This window comes from Nioella ostreopsis (assembly GCF_004000255.1).
Lineage (GTDB): Bacteria > Pseudomonadota > Alphaproteobacteria > Rhodobacterales > Rhodobacteraceae > Nioella > Nioella ostreopsis.
Map to the genome: position 1 here is coordinate 12305 of NZ_RCIQ01000035.1, position 15591 is coordinate 27895.

The window sequence follows — 15591 nt, forward strand, 5'->3', positions numbered from 1 at the left end:
GAAGGCGAATCGACCTGACGCACCAAACGTATCATCCGATATTTTTTAGTCAATATTTTACTAATGTTTTTAGTTCACCCCCACGAACGGCCATCGCAACATGCGCGAAGAGAGCCCGCCCATCCACCCAGCGCAGCGCTTTGATCAATAGAATCACAACAACATCGCGGACCGCCTTCACCCTGCAAATCCAGGCCAAACAACGCTCCAGGCGCTGCGCCAAGGCCCAGGAAAAGCAGGGAATCCGTGCAGAATGGGCAAAGGATTGGTGTTTATTGAACTAATTATTTACTAAATTCTTGCACCGATGAGATCCAAGGGATATAGCTATTTTTAACCCGCATGGAGGAGGCTGGTTTTCAATGTATGACTATATCATCGTCGGCGCCGGATCGGCCGGCTGTGTGCTCGCCAACCGACTGAGCGCCGATCCGAGCAACAAAGTCCTTCTTCTGGAGGCTGGCGGGCCGGACAGGGATCCGATGATCCACATGCCCGGTGGCTTCGCCTTGCTTCAGAAGCCGAGCGTAAACTACTGCTATGCAACCGCGCCACAGAAACACCTGAACAACCGGGAGCTTTGGTTCCCGCTTGGAAAGACGCTCGGCGGGTCGAGCTCCATCAACGGAATGATCTACATCCGAGGCCAAAGAGAAGACTACGACAGTTGGGCCGAGGCCGGAAACTCTGGCTGGTCATATGAGAACGTCCTTCCCTATTTCCGCCGTGCCGAAAACAACGATACGATCGCAGACGAGTATCATGGCACCGACGGGCCCCTGCACGTCTCGAACCAAAGATCGCCACATATCATCTGCAAGGACTACATCCGCGCAGCACAACAGGCCGGTCACAAGCTGAACCCGGATTTCAACGGTGATGATCAGTTGGGAACGGGTCTGTACCAGGTCACGCAGCATAATGGACGCCGTGCCTCGACGGCGGTCTGTTATCTCCGTCCTGCGATGAACCGTCCGAACCTGACGGTCATCACGGGCGCACAAAGCAAACGCGTCATCTTGGAAAACCGCCGCGCCGTCGGGGTGGAATACATCAAGGGCGGCAAGGTCGAGATTGCCCGCTGTGATCGCGAAGTCCTGCTTTCATCCGGCAGCATCGGCACCGCGAAACTGCTGCTGCTGTCCGGGATCGGGCCGACCGATGAGCTCACACAGCACGGCATCGACATGCAGTATCACATGGACGGCGTCGGCAAGAACTACCAGGATCACCTGAACACATACGTTGTCTGTGATCTCGAAAAACCGATCTCTTACGACGGCCAGCACAAGTTTCCGAAGAATATCAAACACGGGATCCAGTACGCGCTCTACCGTACCGGAGCCCCAACCTCTCCCGTGGCCGAAGGCGGGTGCTTCATTGACGTTAATGGAACAGGTCGCGCCGACCTTCAGACGCATATCCTCCCCGCCTATGTCGTGAACGGTGCGCGCACCCATGTCCCCGGCCACGGGTTGACCATCAACACCTGCAACATGCGGCCAACAAGTCGCGGGCAAGTGACCCTGCGATCTGCCGATCCGAACGATATGCCGTCCATCGACCCGAACTATCTCGATACGGAGTACGACCGGCACATGTCCATTCAGGCCGTCCGGCATGTTCGCGAGATTTTGACGCAGCCCGCGATCGCACAACACATCAAGCGGGAACGCTACCCTAGCGCCGAGGCGACCACCGATGAACAGATCCTTGCATACGCCCGCGAATTCGCCTCCGTCGACTACCACCCGGTCGGCACCTGCAAGATGGGAACTGACGACATGGCCGTGGTCGACCCGGAGCTAAGGGTTCACGGGCTGGAGGGTTTGCGCGTTTGCGACAACTCCATCATGCCATTCCTGAACAGCGGCAATACCAATGCCCCTGCGATCATGATCGGCGAGAAGGCCGCGGCGATGATCCTCGGCGAACCACCCCTTTACCAGAAAGTCCCGAAGCGGACTTTCTTCCCAGTCGCTCAGACGGCCTGATCGGGAGACCTTGATGACAGGTTCAAAGAAAGTAACCCTTAAGGACGTCGCGGAAATGGCCGGGGTGTCGCCCGCGACGGTCTCGCTGGTCGTGCAGGGCAAAGGCAACTTGAAGGACGAGACGCGCGAAAGCGTTCTCAGAACCATCGAGGAAACGGGCTACTCCCGAAAGGCACCCTCGACCCGAAAGGTGCAGGGCGCCCAGTTTGCATTGGTCGTCGACGACATCGCAAACCCGTATTTTCACGCGCTCTATGAAGGGCTGGACAAGGTTCTCGCTGATGCCGGTGCCTGCACCTCCATCCTTTCCACGCATGACTCCATTGCGCGCCAGCGCCAGCTTTTGCACGATCTCTGGGAGTCCGGTATTGCGGGCGTTGTTCTGGTGCCTGCAACCGGAACGACGTACCTAGATCTCCAAGAGTTCGAGAACCGCAGACGCCCGCTCCTGATGGCCGTTCGCCGTATAGGTCAGTCTCCCTTCGACTACGTTGGCGCAAACCCGATGGTCGGCATGCAGCTTGCGACGGAGCACCTTGCCGCGCTAGGGCATGAGAAAATTGGCTTTATTGGCGGGTATCAGAAAAACTTCGCATATTCTGAACGCTATGCAGGATTTGCATCGTCACTTATGAGCCACGGCTTGGAACTCGATCCTACGCTCATTCGCAATGGCGGCTCGACCCGCGCGTTCGGCTACTCTGCTGCGCGCGACGTGCTTGCGGCGAAGAACCACCCGACCGCGTTGATTGGATATAACGACCTCGTCGCGATCGGAATCATGGACGCGGTCGTCGCGTCCGGCCTCAGGGTCGGCAAGGATATCGCGGTAATCGGATACGATGACATTCCTGAAGCAGCCTTGCAGCCAGTGCCCCTGACCTCTGTTGCGACGCCTGCAGAGAAGCTCGGCGAAATGGTGGGGCAGGCATTGCAGAGCTGGTCACTGGACCGGAGCAGCGGCAGCCCTCTCGACATCACCTACCCCCCTCGATTGATCGTTCGCGAGAGCTGCGGGGCCTCTATTGAGACGGAGAACAGGAGCTGATGACGATGGCAAGAACTTTGTCAGACGGCACTTGGCTGAATCCCCCTCGTGCCTGGGATATGCGCGATGGCGTATTGACCCTCTCGACCTTGCCCAAAACAGACTTCTGGCGCGAAACACATTACGGGTTCATCCGCGATGACGGGCACTTCTGGCAGGTGCCGGCACCAGAGGCATTCACCGCAACCCTGTCTTTCGAGGGGCAATACGAAACGCTCTACGATCAGGCGGGGCTGATGCTGCGGGTCGATGCGGAAAACTGGATCAAGTGCGGGATCGAGCACTCGGACGGGATGACCAATTTCTCAATCGTCGTGACGCGCGGAAGATCAGACTGGTCCGTCGTGGGTCAACCGCTCATCTCCGGCCTTCAAACGGTTCGCCTGACCGCCCGAAACAACGCGATCATCGCGCATTTCATGTCGGCTGACGGGGCATGGCAGCTTATGCGCGTCGCAGATTTTCCAACGGCTACGGGCGCCATGATTGGCCCGATGGCGTGTTCGCCCGAACGGGGGGGCTTCAAGGCCCGCTTTCACGCTCTGAATATCACATCACCAATAGAAAATCCGTTGCACGGATAAACAGGGAAGACGTCACCATGTCCAACACCGTCCCAACGCATATCGCGGCCGCGCTCGACCTCATCGCCAAGAAGACCCTTGAGGACGAGACCACGATCGGCTCCGCATTCCCCTATGTCACCCATCCCGATGGCTCTTGGGACACGATGTCTGTCAGCATTTCCGCTGGATATACCGGTGAAAACTGGAGCCATGGCAACTGGTTTTGCGGCTTCTGGGTCGGGCTGCTTCTGACCAGCTATCTGCATACCCGCGACGAAAAGTACCTCCAACTTGCCGCTGACCGCATGGTTCTGGTCGAGGAACGCGCAAGCGACGGAAACACCCATGATATCGGGTTCATCTTTCTGAGCTCCGCCATGCCCTTCTACCGGATCACAGGCGACGAACGCCATCGCGCAACCGCCCTGCGGGCCGCCGACAAACTACGCTCGCGTCTCGTCGTCACACAGCGCGGATCCTACGTGTCTTCCTGGGGGCCGATGACCGACCCGCGCGGACGCGCAGCATCGGCGATTGATACCATGGCCAATATCCCGCTGCTCTACTGGGCCGCGAAAGAGGCTGACGATGCCAGTTTTCGCTTGGCCGCTGAAGAACATGCCAAGATGACGATGCTGTCCTTCAACCGCCCAGACAATACTCAGTACCATGCCGTGGAATATGACACCTCAACCGGAGAACGTCTTCGCGGCTACACCTACCAGGGCGCGCATGATGAGAGCTACTGGTCCCGTGGCACCGGTTGGGCCGTCATGGGCCTTGCTGTCACCGCAGCGAATTCCGGCAATGTGGACTATCTCAGCCAGGCCATCGCAATCTCCGAGAAATGGTTCGAAGCTCTCGGAGACAAGCCCGTGCCGCCCTATGACTTCGATGCGACCGGCGAGAATGTCCCGGAGGACTCGGCCGCCAGCGCAATCATGGCTGCGGGGCTGCTGGACCTTGCCGATCTTCACCCCGATGAGGCCGTCGCCGCAGTATGGCGCGCGAAAGCCGAATGGCTGGTCGAGGGCCTGTGCAGAGACTACCTTGCCACCGAAGACAGCCATCGCGGAATTCTGAAACATGGCTGCTATTCGGAACCGCACAAGATAGGCCCGGACGCTGCTGTGATGTTCGGCGACTACTTCTTCGCGGAAGCGCTCGCCAGACTCGCTTTCCCAGGAATGTTTATCGAGAAATACGATCGCTTGAAGTAAGCTGCCCATGCCATCCGGCGCGGTATATCGGTTACGACCCCCCAGGTCCGGATTTCGCTCCGGCTCCCTCCCCCGGATTCGGGGCCGACGCGGGGGGCGGAGAGCGTGAAGTTAGAGAGTTTTTCACACTAACTAGGGGACTCCCGGGGATGGAGATGCGGTTTGCCTCATAAAGTGCGCCAATATGTTGAATTTCGTTCATAATATGGGGGCAAATGCCCCATTTTCCGTGCGCAGAAACGCATTTCAAAGCGTCCCCCCGGTATATGTGTGCATTTCTGCGAGGTGGCCGGGCCTCAGGATCAACCCGCGCGGCTTGATCTGCCGGGTTTCAAGTCAGAAGGCTTGATCGCGTCGCCGGGCTCGCCGAGATCGGTTCGCTCGACCGGCAGCCAGGAAGCCGGGCCGACGGGCTCACCGGGGGAAGCGCCGTGAAATTTTTCCGCGATCCGGGCCGAGGGACTGCCCTTTTCCTCCACATACGGTTGCTGTCCTGCTGTCCCATTGCGGCCCATTGAGCCCCAAGAGCGAAAAATTTTTATGGGACAGCAGATGGGCTATATAAATAAGGGGTTTCGGGCCTACTGTCCCATTGTCCCATTAAATACCCTATATGGGAGATAATAATAGAGATATACTTGTAAAAAAGACCTGCAAAAACGGTGAGCGAGACGGGAAGCGCCCGCGAGGAACACACGCGTAGGTAGTAAAAAAGCAAGTGTGTCTCCTTTTTTATTGAAACATAAGCAAGTCCAACGGGACAATGAGACACCCTCCGGTTTTTTACCGTGAAATCAAGCACTTAGACCTGCCCCATTAGATTGGACGGTACGGGGACACCCCCACCGTTTTCGTCAATCTCCCGTGGAAACCGGCGAAAACCCCGAAATTCCACGCCCGCTAGACACGTTTGACGTGTATCTACCGCCTGTAGAAAACCGGCTATTCCACAAACCGTTGACCCGGTTTCCACGGAAGATTGACTCCCCGGCGTCCGCGATCCCGCCCGGTAAGCACGACGGGACGTCGCAATTTCCATCTCCGGTGGTCGTGGGCAAAAGAAAACCCGGCCAAAAGACCGGGTTCTCCAACTCTGGTTGTTCGTTCGAGATTCGGATTCAGCCGAGCATGTCGTCTTCATCCCGACCCCAGATCGTGTTCGCCGGAACCCACACCGGCCCGTCGTCCCCCCGGACGTACCAGCGCGTCCTCTGGTTGTGGCGTCGCACCTGCCCTATGAAGGTCCACCCGTCCAGGAGGGCGAGCGCCTTCCCGAAGGTCCGCACGTCGGCATTCCGGTAGGGCTGGAGGACTGCTTCGTTTCGCAGCGCCTCGAACAGGTCCTTCGCCGTGACCATGTTGCGGACCATGGGCGTGTCGTCGTCTGCGTATTCGTCCAACACCAGCCCGTCGCCGTCCACCATGACCTCGGAGGCCGGTCTGGGGGTGTCCAGCCACTCTTGGGCCACCTCGGCGATCTCCTCGACTGCCGTGCGCTTGCGGCTGCCCTGCGCGATCTCTTGCTGCTCCAGGATAGCCTCCCGGGAATGCAGGTCGAGCCGCAGTTCGCCGTAGGGCTGCGCTGCCCGCATGTCGAGGTAGTTCTGATACGCCTCGCCCCAGATCGCCCACAGACGGCTTCTCAGGCGTTCGATGTCGATCATGTCCCACATGGACTTGGTAGTGCGCCAAACCCAGAACCGGCGCACAGATGTCGGGTCGGTCAGGTAGTCGTCGTCGTTAGAGGTGCCCGTGAACACGCTTTGCCTTTTGAAAACCGCCTCCCGCCGGGCGTATGCCAAGCGGTGCTGGTCAGCAGCCGACGACAACTGCATCTTCAAGGTGTTGGCGTCCGCGCGCTTCGCGGCATACATCTCGGCCATCTCCAAGGCCCACCAACCCCGCATTTGCTCGACCAGTCGCCCCGTGTCGTCCAACTCGCACTTGAGTTCGGTGCAGAAACCGCCGAACAAGACCTGCCAGAACGTCGATTTCCCGGAGCCGGTCAGACCCTCGATAACGGTCATGACGTCCACCTTGCAGCCGGGCTCGTAGACGCGGGCCACCGCCGCCGTGGGGAACATGACCGACGATTCCCGGTGGAAAACCGTGTCTGGGCAGCCGAGGTAGTCCGAAGCCAGCCTCTCAAGTTCCCCGGTCGGTCGGCCTTCCTTGACCCAACGGGCGTGGCACTCCTCCAAGAAGTCCTTCACGGGATGCACCGGGTTCTGCTTCCCAGCCGCCAGAACGGCGACCTGGATGTTGTCTTTCGAGAAGTCGGTCTCAAGCCCGCCGCGCGCCTCGTTGGCCGAGAGCAGCAGCTTGATCGAGGCGTCGTCGTCGTCGGTCCACTTGCGCCCGTGCTTGCGGTCCCGCAACGGCACGTCAGGCGACGGCAAATGAATCCGCTTCGAGCGGATGGGTTCCATGCACACCGGGTCCTGCGTGAACTCGTTGTAGCCGATGCGGCCCCGCAGCAACGGGTGGTTCTCGCAGAGCAATGTGGGGTTGGAGACCGAGTTTGCCTCCAGGTCCCCGTTCGCCTTTCTCAGGAGGTTCGCCGTCCACGACATGTCGGGCTTCTCGCCCTTCTTCCGCTTCTTCTTGTCAGCGCCCCCGGTCGGCGGCTCGTCTTCGCCGTCGTCGTCCTCATCGGGCAAATCGCCGAGCAGATCACCGAGGTCGTCGTCCTCATCGGGCAAATCGCCGAGGAGGTCGTCGTCCTCGTCGTCATCGTCATCGTCCAGATCGTCCAGCATGTCGCACATGTGGGCGTATTCCTCCTCGGCCACGCGCGGATCGGACTGCGCCAGCTTCACCATCGCCTTGTAGGAGGGGTATTGCGAGATCGAGGTGTTGGCGTGGACGTCGCCGTCCAGATGCCCGAACTTGTGGACGCGCAGGAGGTCCCACGCGTTCGCCGAGCCTTCGATTGGATCGGTGCCGTGGTTCGAGTGCAGGAACAGACCGTCCTCGTAGACCACCGCCCCGTTCGAGGCGGAGCCTTCGACATAGGTGTATCGGGCTTCGGTCTCGCTGTCGCCCGGGATGTAGATTTCGTCCAGCCATTTCTCGATCACGTCCTCGACCGAGTAGGCCCGGCAGAACGCGCCGATGGGGTTCGGCTTCTCGCGGGGGTCCTCCATCCGTTTGTTGGGGTCCAGCTTGCCGCGCTTCTTTTCGCCCTCCTGGTAGGGCAGGTTTTCGTAGTTCTCCCAACCGGGGTGCTGGGACAGGAACTCGTCCACGTCGAGGACCGACGCGACGTTCTCATCCGTCCAGAACTCCTGCCCGTCCGAGATCGACGGCCAGAACATCGTCTGGTTGGTGCGGAAGCTGACCACATCGGGAATCTCAATCGCCTCGTCCGGGTCCTCGGCCAGATACAGGGAGAGAAGCCGGTGGATCGCGTGAGACTCGTCGGGAGTCATGAGCCGGTTGACCCACACGATCAGGCGGACCTTCGGTTTCTCGGGGCAATGCGACCGGCTCGTGTGCATGAACCACGCGAACTCGCTGATTTCAGCGGCCCCCATCTGGATCATCTCAAGCTGGTCGTGGCTCACGTTGTCGATGTCGAGAACGACCGCCGACTTTCCCACGACGTCGGCCACTTTGCGGGTGGTCCCGGAATACCGAGCCGCCGTCCAGTTGCCCGCGACGCGCTTCTTCTCCAGCAGGAGGTCGTTGGCCGCTTTGTCGCCGCCCTTCGCCTTCTTCTGGAGCGCCTGATACTGGCTGAACGTGATCGAGGTGTCCTGCAACGGCTTGGACAGCTTGCGGATCAGCTTCTTGACCGACCAGCGGACGTTCTCAATCTTGCCGAGGCCCTTGCCCCGGCCCACGGCGATTTTGAGCTTGGTGGTATCGATCAGTGACTTCTGTGGGACAGGATCCCGAATGTAACCGGAGCATACACCGGCTGAGCTGACACTAGTCATCATTGGACGTCCCGTGATTTCTGGAGATGAACCTGTAAAAAAGCGCATACTGGTGTTCTCAGGAATACCATCAAGAACAAGCCTGCAAGCGTAACCCCCCTGGTAGATCCAGGATCCATTCCAGACGGGCCATGAGTGCCTCGTCAGCCCCCACTCTTCGATCTAGCATCTCGCGTTTCTTACGCTCAAGCAGAGAAAAGTACCTCGCCAGTTTACGGTTGATGCCCCTATTCACGAGTTGCCCCTCTCGCGAAAAGTGAGCGCCTCGATTGTGTCATTGGCAATCGTGTGGTCCCTGAGAAGCTCTTTTTGTTCAGACACTTTTTGTCTCCGTTGCTATTTCTGATAAGTGATTAGCGCCGCTGGGAACTGGAATTCCCAGCGTTTGTTTAGGCCTGCACCGAAGATGCTGATCGCGAATGGCATGGCCAACTGACCTGCCCCCATTGAGACGTTGAGCAGACATTATTCACCACATATCAGAATAATCGAAATTGCGGTCAACAAGGTGAATGCCAATAGCTCAGACTGTAAAATGGGCCTCTTCGCGAACAGGGATGCCAAGTCCTTGCAAGGAATGATCAATGAATCGATCATTCATTTACAGCATGACGATCGATCCAGTCGTCTAGGTCGCTACGTTTGTAAATCACGCAACCCGAAATCTTAACAAACCGTGGGCCATCCTCACGGTTTTCCATCATCCGAAGCTTTGCCAGCTTGGAGGTGGAAATTCCGGTATACCAGGCCGCCTCGACCGGGCGCATGTTTTCGCGAGGGATCCAGTCTGAGGGGGGCGTTCGGTCAGCATCACTAAGTTTCATCAGTCATCTCCGTCTGGCTAGATGAACACAGAGATACGCTGAGGGGCTTATATGATCATGGGAAACAAATACCTTCAGATAAGATCGTCTTCGTCGAGAGTATCAAGTAGCGAGGTGTATGCCGCGAAATAGGTCTCATCTCTCAGGACCCCCTTATGCGCATGGGATGGTTTCGGTTCGTCAAGCTGCTCTTGATCGATGCCAAAGGCGACCTTTCTGATCGCGTCCAGAGTTACATAGATTCCATGCTCCTGAAGTGCTTTCTGCAGGATGGATGAGCCGCTTGGTGGTGCGTCGCTGTCTCGTGCCTCATTTTCCGTCCGAAACAGGCCGTATCGTTCCTCAATGCCACATAACACTTGCACAATCATAACATCGCGAGGCGCGTTGGCCTTCGCTGGACGGCCGCGACCGCGCTTCGATTTCAAGTTTCCCGACTGAACGGCTTTCCAAAATTCATCAAGTGGTCCTGGCAACGACTTCCCAGCTGCAATTCTCGCCTCACATACAAAACATGCCAAATCATAAACATCCGGATCTCGCTTTCCCTGAGCAACCAGTTCATCAGCGGATCTCTCAGGTAGCATGACGCAATCTTTTTTCAGCTCGAGGCGCAGGCTATTCCAGGCTTTCACGCCAGCGGGTCCGAAACGCGCAAATTGAAAAGGCCATTCTAAGTTTTGCCACGCCGCAATCATCTCGCGAGCGTAGTTCAGCGCGCCCTCAATATCCGGTTCTTCTCTTAACTTCTTGGGCATGTCCTGATCATTCCAATTGATTACAATGTTTTGCCCTGTTTGATTCTTTCGTGAAGATCCATCAGAGACGCGGGCGCAGCTATTCACCAAGAAGCCGGGTGGCTTTAGCCGGCAGTCACCTATGAACGAGGTTTCGCAGGCAATTCGCATCGTTTGGAGATTTCCACGCACACCGCCTCCATGGCCGGCTTCAACGCCTCCAGAGACGGCCTGACATACCTCTGGCCAGTTATTGAGGGGGGCGTGTGGTTCAGCAGCCTCCCAACGACCTCTTCGAGTACACCAGCCTCCATCGCAACTGTGGCAAATGTTCGGCGATGCGCGTGCGGACTCCAGCAAATCCTTTGAGGCGCGGAAATAGGCCGGTCCCGCAGCTTTTGCGACGGGAACACCCATTGTTTGTGCCGCCCCCGTACCGGGGCAAGGATCTCATGATGGATCTGCAATATGGGCAGGTCAAAGCTGCGGCCGTTCTTCGTCATCGGTAAGTGTATCCGATCTTCATACACATTCTTCCATTGAAGGTTCAGGGCCTCAGACTTACGAAACCCGGTAAAGAGCAGAAGCTCGTAGAACACCGTGTGGATCGGGTTGGGCAGATCAGCGACTGTTCTTTTCCAAGTCGACAGATCATCGATGATTGTGCCGTTAGGGAGCTCATCATACCACTCGATTGCCATGGTCGGGCACTCCGGCAAATCATAAACCCGTCGCGCGTGGTTCCAGACTGTCCGGAAATACTTGAGGGTGTGGTTCGCTGCAGAAGGCGAGCCAGACATCGACTGGTGCTTTCTCACCGCCATTTGCTTTGAAATCTCATCAAGTGGCAGATGAAGCCAGTCCTTCAGGTGGCGGTCGAATTGCTGACGCAGACCCTCTTTGTGGGCCTCGGAGCGCAGCTTTGGTCGCGCGAGATACGTTTCCATCGCCGCCGTCAAAGTTGGCACACCGATCTGCACGTGCTTCCCGGCCCCTCTCCCCATTTCAAGGGACGGTGCTGCCAGACGGATTCGAACTCGNACTTTCTCTTCGTCGGAACGGCAGGTGCGAATTCGGTGCTGCCAGACTGTCCGTCGTCAGATAATTTGGGACAGTTGAGCGTCCTTTCGTTTGGAGGCTCTGGCTCATCCTTGATTGAGGTTATGGGTGCTGCCAGACGGATTCGAACTCGTCTCAGTTAGGACAGTCAGGCTGTCGCTTATGCCGCGCAAAGACCGCGCCACTCAGCGAGAGCGGCGGCGCGGTTGGCCTTGAAGAGGGGTCTGCTGGAGAGACTGCGTTCCTTGTTGAAATGGTTTGAGACGGAGGCGTGGACGGCGGCGAACTTCTGAAGACTTCGCATCCGCCGAAAACGGAGCATCGCCCGCTCCCGTCGTCGGAATGGTAGGTGCGAGTTCTCTGCCCTGTTGTTCATCCAGCGACCCGTCTCCTGCCGGTCGCCAGCGCCAATCTCCTTCAACGCAGCACCGTAGGATCGGAGTTTGTCGGTCACGATGACCTCGGGCTGACCATGTTTCCGCATTGCTTTCTTGAGGAACTTCAAAGCGGCCCGCTTGTCACGCGTCTTCGTGACGAAGCTCTCAAGAACCTCCCCTTCGTGATCGACGGCCCGCCAGAGGTAATGCCGCTCGCCATTGATCTTCACGAAGGGTGCTGCCAGACGAATGCGAACCAGTCTCTCCAAGGGCAGTATGGCTGTCCCTTATGCCGCGCAAAGACCGCGCCACTCGGCGAGAGCGGCGGCGCGGTTGGCTTTGAAATGTGGTCTGCTGGAGAGGCTTCGTACCTGGTTGAAGTGGTTTGAGACGGAGGCGTGGACGGCGGCGAATTTCTGTAAACTTCGCATCCTACGGAAACGGAGCATCGCCCGCTCTCGTCGTCGGAAAGNTTTCTGTAAACTTCGCATCCTACGGAAACGGAGCATCGCCCGCTCTCGTCGTCGGAAAGGTAGGTGTGAATTTTCCGCCCGGTTGTTCAGCCAGCGGCCGGTTTCTTGGCGATCAGCCGCTCCAATTTCCTTCAGGGCGGCGCCGTAAGACCGAAGCCGATCCGTGACGATAACCTTGGGTTGTCCGTGCTTGCGCATTGCTTTTCTTAAGAATTTCAGCGCGGCTTTCTTGTCTCGTGTCTTCGCGACATAACTTTCCAGCACCTCACCCTCGTGATCTACGGCCCGCCAGAGGTAATGCCGTTGGCCGTTGATCTTGACGAGAACCTCATCCAGATGCCAGCGCCACTGGCTGGATTTCATGCCTTCGATCCTGCGTTTTCGGATCTCGTTCGCGAACATCGGCCCGAACCGGTGCCACCAGAATCGGACGGTTTCGTGGCTTACGTCCACGCCACGCTCGTGAAGCAAATCCTCGACATTCCGCAGCGAAAGCGGGAACCGCACATAGAGCACTACGGCCAAGCGGATGATTTCGGGGCTCGTTTTGAACCACTTGAAAGGACTGAGTTTCGTCATGAACGAACGCTACCGGCCGGCCGCTGCGGGCTCAAGGCAAGTTATTCTGACAGAGCCCGCGAAGAAGTTCCTTGAATGTGTCCAGACCGGGGGGCGCGGTTTTGGGAACGTCGAGGCTAGGGCCGGCCGTGTAGACCGCCGAAGCCGTACAATATGGCAGGGTAACCTCCTGACTGTCTGATAGCGTCAAACGGTCTCCACAGTTCAAGACAGCAGTTTCATCTGCTCCTCGCCACATGCCAATGGACCTGACATCCTGCGCGTCAGCATGGTAAATCCCCCGCCGATTGCATTGCTCGATGATCCAAAGCCCGGCTTCTTTTGGCGACCACTTCTCGCGACTGTCGGGGAAGTTCTTACGGCACCAATCTAATGCACTCTCATTTCCAAGGAAAAGAGCCCGAACACCTCTGCCGGCTTCTAGTGCGTCAGCATTCATATTCCGGACCTGACCACTCGGCGATAAGAAAGAGTAAGTGCTACCGCTGTGCCCCAAAGCGATCACAGGCGAGCTGTCGTCATCACCTTCTTCAGGCCTCGAGATGCAGTCCATACTTTTCCGGGAGTCTTGTGCATCAATCATGCTCAACACCCCTCCCCAAGAACTGAAAGGCCGTGCTTCTTGACAAATCGCCGCTGGCTTTCTTTCGAAAGCGAAACCCATATACGCAATAGGGCCAGCTTTCGTTCAAATTCGAGCTCCACCTGGAAGCGCTCGTCGATCTCCACGAGATCAAGCGGCTCATCATCCGCAGCTGACTTGAAAGTAAATCCGGTTAACCCAAAGGTTTCGGAGAACCTGCACCACAAATGGTGAGCCATGTCGTCCGGTTCTTCGATCGGAGCGAAGTCCATCAGCTCACCTATAAAGTTGTCCATTTCGTATTCATCAAGATCACGAATAGCGGCCAACAACTTAGCTCTCACGAGCGCAGATCGCGCTTCGGGGTCATCCAAATTTTCAATCGCTTTTTCTGCGGTCAGAACATCGCGACTGCCGCAACAAAGGCAGAGTTGACCGTCCTCAAGCTGATACTCCCTAAATGGATTCATTTCGGGGCCTCCACCTGCTGTTCGATCCATGCCAAAATATCTGCAATCCGATATCGGACCGACCGACCAAGTCGGACAATCGGCGGGCCGTCTCCACGCACTGCAGCAATCTCCAGGTATCTCTTTGAGATCCCAAATTGTTCTTCAACGTCACTTCTACAGAGCAACCGAGACCCCCCCAAGTTTGGCTGGGTCTCTGTTGGTTCTTCGCTCGCTCGCCCACGCATCGTTCCCACACTTCACCTCGCTCAATGGTATTCCGATCAAAGCTGTTCGCGGAAAGGCAAGATTTGCCTTCCAACAGGAACAATAATGTTGGAGTTCACCCCTTCAAAAAAAGCCGATGAGTTTTTTGTTTATTTACAAATGCATAACTCAAATCTTTAGCGATCCCGGGGCGCTAGTGTAGCGGCCGAGACTCCTTCCAAGATGCTTGTATCGCGACAAAGCGAATCGGGAATAAAGTGGACTACCGGGGTTGCTGAGAGGTGCGCAGAAGCAACTCTTGGGTCACCTGGGCCATGCTTGGCCGCAAAGCGTCAAGAGACGGCTTCACATAGCGTTACCCGGTGATTGATAGCGGTGTGTGATTGAGCAGGCGCCCAACGACTTCCTCCAATACGCCAGCTTCCATGGCGACGGTCGCAAATGTTCGGCGGTGGGCATGAGGTGACCACTTCATCCGTGCTGGAGCGCTGATATGGCCTGAAGGAGACTTCGGCGAGGGAAACACCCATCGCCGGCTCAATCCGCGTAGAGGAGCCAGGATCTCGTGGTGGAGTTGCAGTATCGGCAAATCGAAGCTGCGGCCATTCTTTGTCACCGACAGATGGATGCGATCCTCGAAGACATTCTTCCACTCGAGGGTCAGCGCCTCACTCTTCCGAAACCCGGTAAAGAGCAGAAACTCATAGAACACCTGGTGGATAGGGTTCGGAAGTCCCTCAATGGTTTTTCGCCACTCCAAAAGGTTTTCTATTACTTGCCCGCTCGGATGTTCTTCGTACCACTCGATTGCCATTGTCGGGGACTCAGGTAGATCGTGCACACGGCGCGCGTGGTTCCAGACGGTGCGGAAATACTTGAGCGCGTGATTTGCCGTTGATGGGCGGTCCGCGAGAGACCGATGCTTGTCGACAACCATCTTTCTGGTGATCTCATCAAGGGGCAGCCGCAGCCAGTCTTTTAGATGCAGGTCGAACTGTTGACGTAGAGATATCTTATGCGCCTCTGATCTCAGCTTGGGCCGCGCCAAATACCCCTCCATGGCAACCTCAAGCGTTGGGGCTCCGGCCTGTATCACCTTCCCTGCCCCGCGCCCCATTTCCAGGGCCAGTCCGAGTGCCGTCTGACGCGCGGCCTGTGCCGAAATCGTTGGAAACCGGCCGATCAATACCCTTTTGGTCTGCCCACCAACATCCTTCTGGAAATACCAGGTCTTAGACCGCTTCCCTACGAAGAGAACGAGCCCCTTGATCTCGTTGTCCCAGTGCTTGTCCGTGCCGGATTTTGTCTGCGGCACCTTGCGAGCGAAGGTCTCTGTAAGCTTAGGCATTTTGTCTGCTTTTTGTAGGTAACGGTATGCAAGAGAGCGATATCCAGTGATACGCCATGAAAGATATATTCAAATAAAATGAAGCTATTAGCAACCCGGTGATGCGCCATGAAACCCATCACATTTGCTTGGAAGGCTGAGGTCTTACCATTACACAACGCCCGC

The 15591-nt window shown here is 57.1% G+C and carries 9 protein-coding genes and 3 pseudogenes; 4 read left to right on the forward strand and 8 right to left on the reverse strand.

Annotated elements, in window-relative coordinates:
* Positions 1-362 precede the first annotated feature (362 nt).
* From EP237_RS21395 to EP237_RS21410, 4 genes are read left to right on the forward strand one after another with little or no spacing between them, the layout of a single operon-like run.
* Entirely contained in the window at positions 363-1994 is a 1632-nt protein-coding gene (locus EP237_RS21395; RefSeq protein WP_127562865.1) for a GMC family oxidoreductase, read from the forward strand.
* Positions 1995-2007: 13 nt separating this feature from the next.
* Positions 2008-3042 carry a LacI family DNA-binding transcriptional regulator gene (locus EP237_RS21400; RefSeq protein WP_127562866.1) on the forward strand — a complete coding sequence of 345 codons (1035 nt, stop codon included), beginning with the start codon at positions 2008-2010 and terminating at the stop codon, positions 3040-3042.
* A 5-nt stretch (positions 3043-3047) separates the two neighbouring features.
* Positions 3048-3626 carry a DUF1349 domain-containing protein gene (locus EP237_RS21405; RefSeq protein ID WP_127562867.1) on the forward strand — a complete coding sequence of 193 codons (579 nt, stop codon included), beginning with the start codon at positions 3048-3050 and terminating at the stop codon, positions 3624-3626.
* A 17-nt stretch (positions 3627-3643) separates the two neighbouring features.
* Positions 3644-4828 (forward strand): glycoside hydrolase family 88 protein, encoded by a 1185-nt coding sequence (locus tag EP237_RS21410; protein WP_127562868.1) that lies wholly within the window; start codon positions 3644-3646, stop codon positions 4826-4828.
* A gap of 1118 nt (positions 4829-5946) precedes the next feature.
* Here the strand turns inward: EP237_RS21410 and EP237_RS21415 are convergent.
* The 8 genes and pseudogenes from EP237_RS21415 to EP237_RS21455 all read right to left on the reverse strand — a co-directional run bounded on the left by EP237_RS21415 (position 5947) and on the right by EP237_RS21455 (position 15426).
* Positions 5947-8673, reverse strand: a complete 2727-nt coding sequence (locus EP237_RS21415) for a VapE domain-containing protein (protein WP_164744794.1) — start codon at positions 8671-8673, stop codon at positions 5947-5949.
* Between the two features lie 689 nt (positions 8674-9362).
* On the reverse strand, positions 9363-9593 hold the full coding sequence (locus EP237_RS21420) for a helix-turn-helix transcriptional regulator (protein ID WP_127562870.1): 231 nt from the start codon (positions 9591-9593) through the stop codon (positions 9363-9365).
* A gap of 74 nt (positions 9594-9667) precedes the next feature.
* Positions 9668-10351 (reverse strand): hypothetical protein, encoded by a 684-nt coding sequence (locus EP237_RS21425; RefSeq protein ID WP_127562871.1) that lies wholly within the window; start codon positions 10349-10351, stop codon positions 9668-9670.
* A 119-nt stretch (positions 10352-10470) separates the two neighbouring features.
* Positions 10471-11343 (reverse strand): annotated as a pseudogene (locus EP237_RS21430) (tyrosine-type recombinase/integrase); the annotation flags it as partial.
* A 206-nt stretch (positions 11344-11549) separates the two neighbouring features.
* Positions 11550-11999 (reverse strand): annotated as a pseudogene (locus EP237_RS21435) (IS6 family transposase); the annotation flags it as partial.
* A 54-nt stretch (positions 12000-12053) separates the two neighbouring features.
* Positions 12054-12818, reverse strand: coding sequence for an IS6 family transposase (locus EP237_RS21440; protein ID WP_127562873.1), 765 nt, complete (start codon positions 12816-12818; stop codon positions 12054-12056).
* 585 nt (positions 12819-13403) lie between these two features.
* Positions 13404-13901, reverse strand: coding sequence for a hypothetical protein (locus EP237_RS21445; protein ID WP_127562874.1), 498 nt, complete (start codon positions 13899-13901; stop codon positions 13404-13406).
* A gap of 439 nt (positions 13902-14340) precedes the next feature.
* Positions 14341-15426: pseudogene (locus tag EP237_RS21455) on the reverse strand (tyrosine-type recombinase/integrase).
* Positions 15427-15591: the final 165 nt, after the last annotated feature.

Coding starts and splice junctions, on each gene's coding strand:
- EP237_RS21395 (WP_127562865.1), top strand. CDS start 363: ATGTATGACTATATCATCGTCGGCGCCGGATCGGCCGGCTGTGTGCTC.
- EP237_RS21400 (WP_127562866.1), top strand. CDS start 2,008: ATGACAGGTTCAAAGAAAGTAACCCTTAAGGACGTCGCGGAAATGGCC.
- EP237_RS21405 (WP_127562867.1), top strand. CDS start 3,048: ATGGCAAGAACTTTGTCAGACGGCACTTGGCTGAATCCCCCTCGTGCC.
- EP237_RS21410 (WP_127562868.1), top strand. CDS start 3,644: ATGTCCAACACCGTCCCAACGCATATCGCGGCCGCGCTCGACCTCATC.
- EP237_RS21420 (WP_127562870.1), bottom strand. CDS start 9,593: ATGAAACTTAGTGATGCTGACCGAACGCCCCCCTCAGACTGGATCCCT.
- EP237_RS21425 (WP_127562871.1), bottom strand. CDS start 10,351: ATGCCCAAGAAGTTAAGAGAAGAACCGGATATTGAGGGCGCGCTGAAC.
- EP237_RS21445 (WP_127562874.1), bottom strand. CDS start 13,901: ATGGATCGAACAGCAGGTGGAGGCCCCGAAATGAATCCATTTAGGGAG.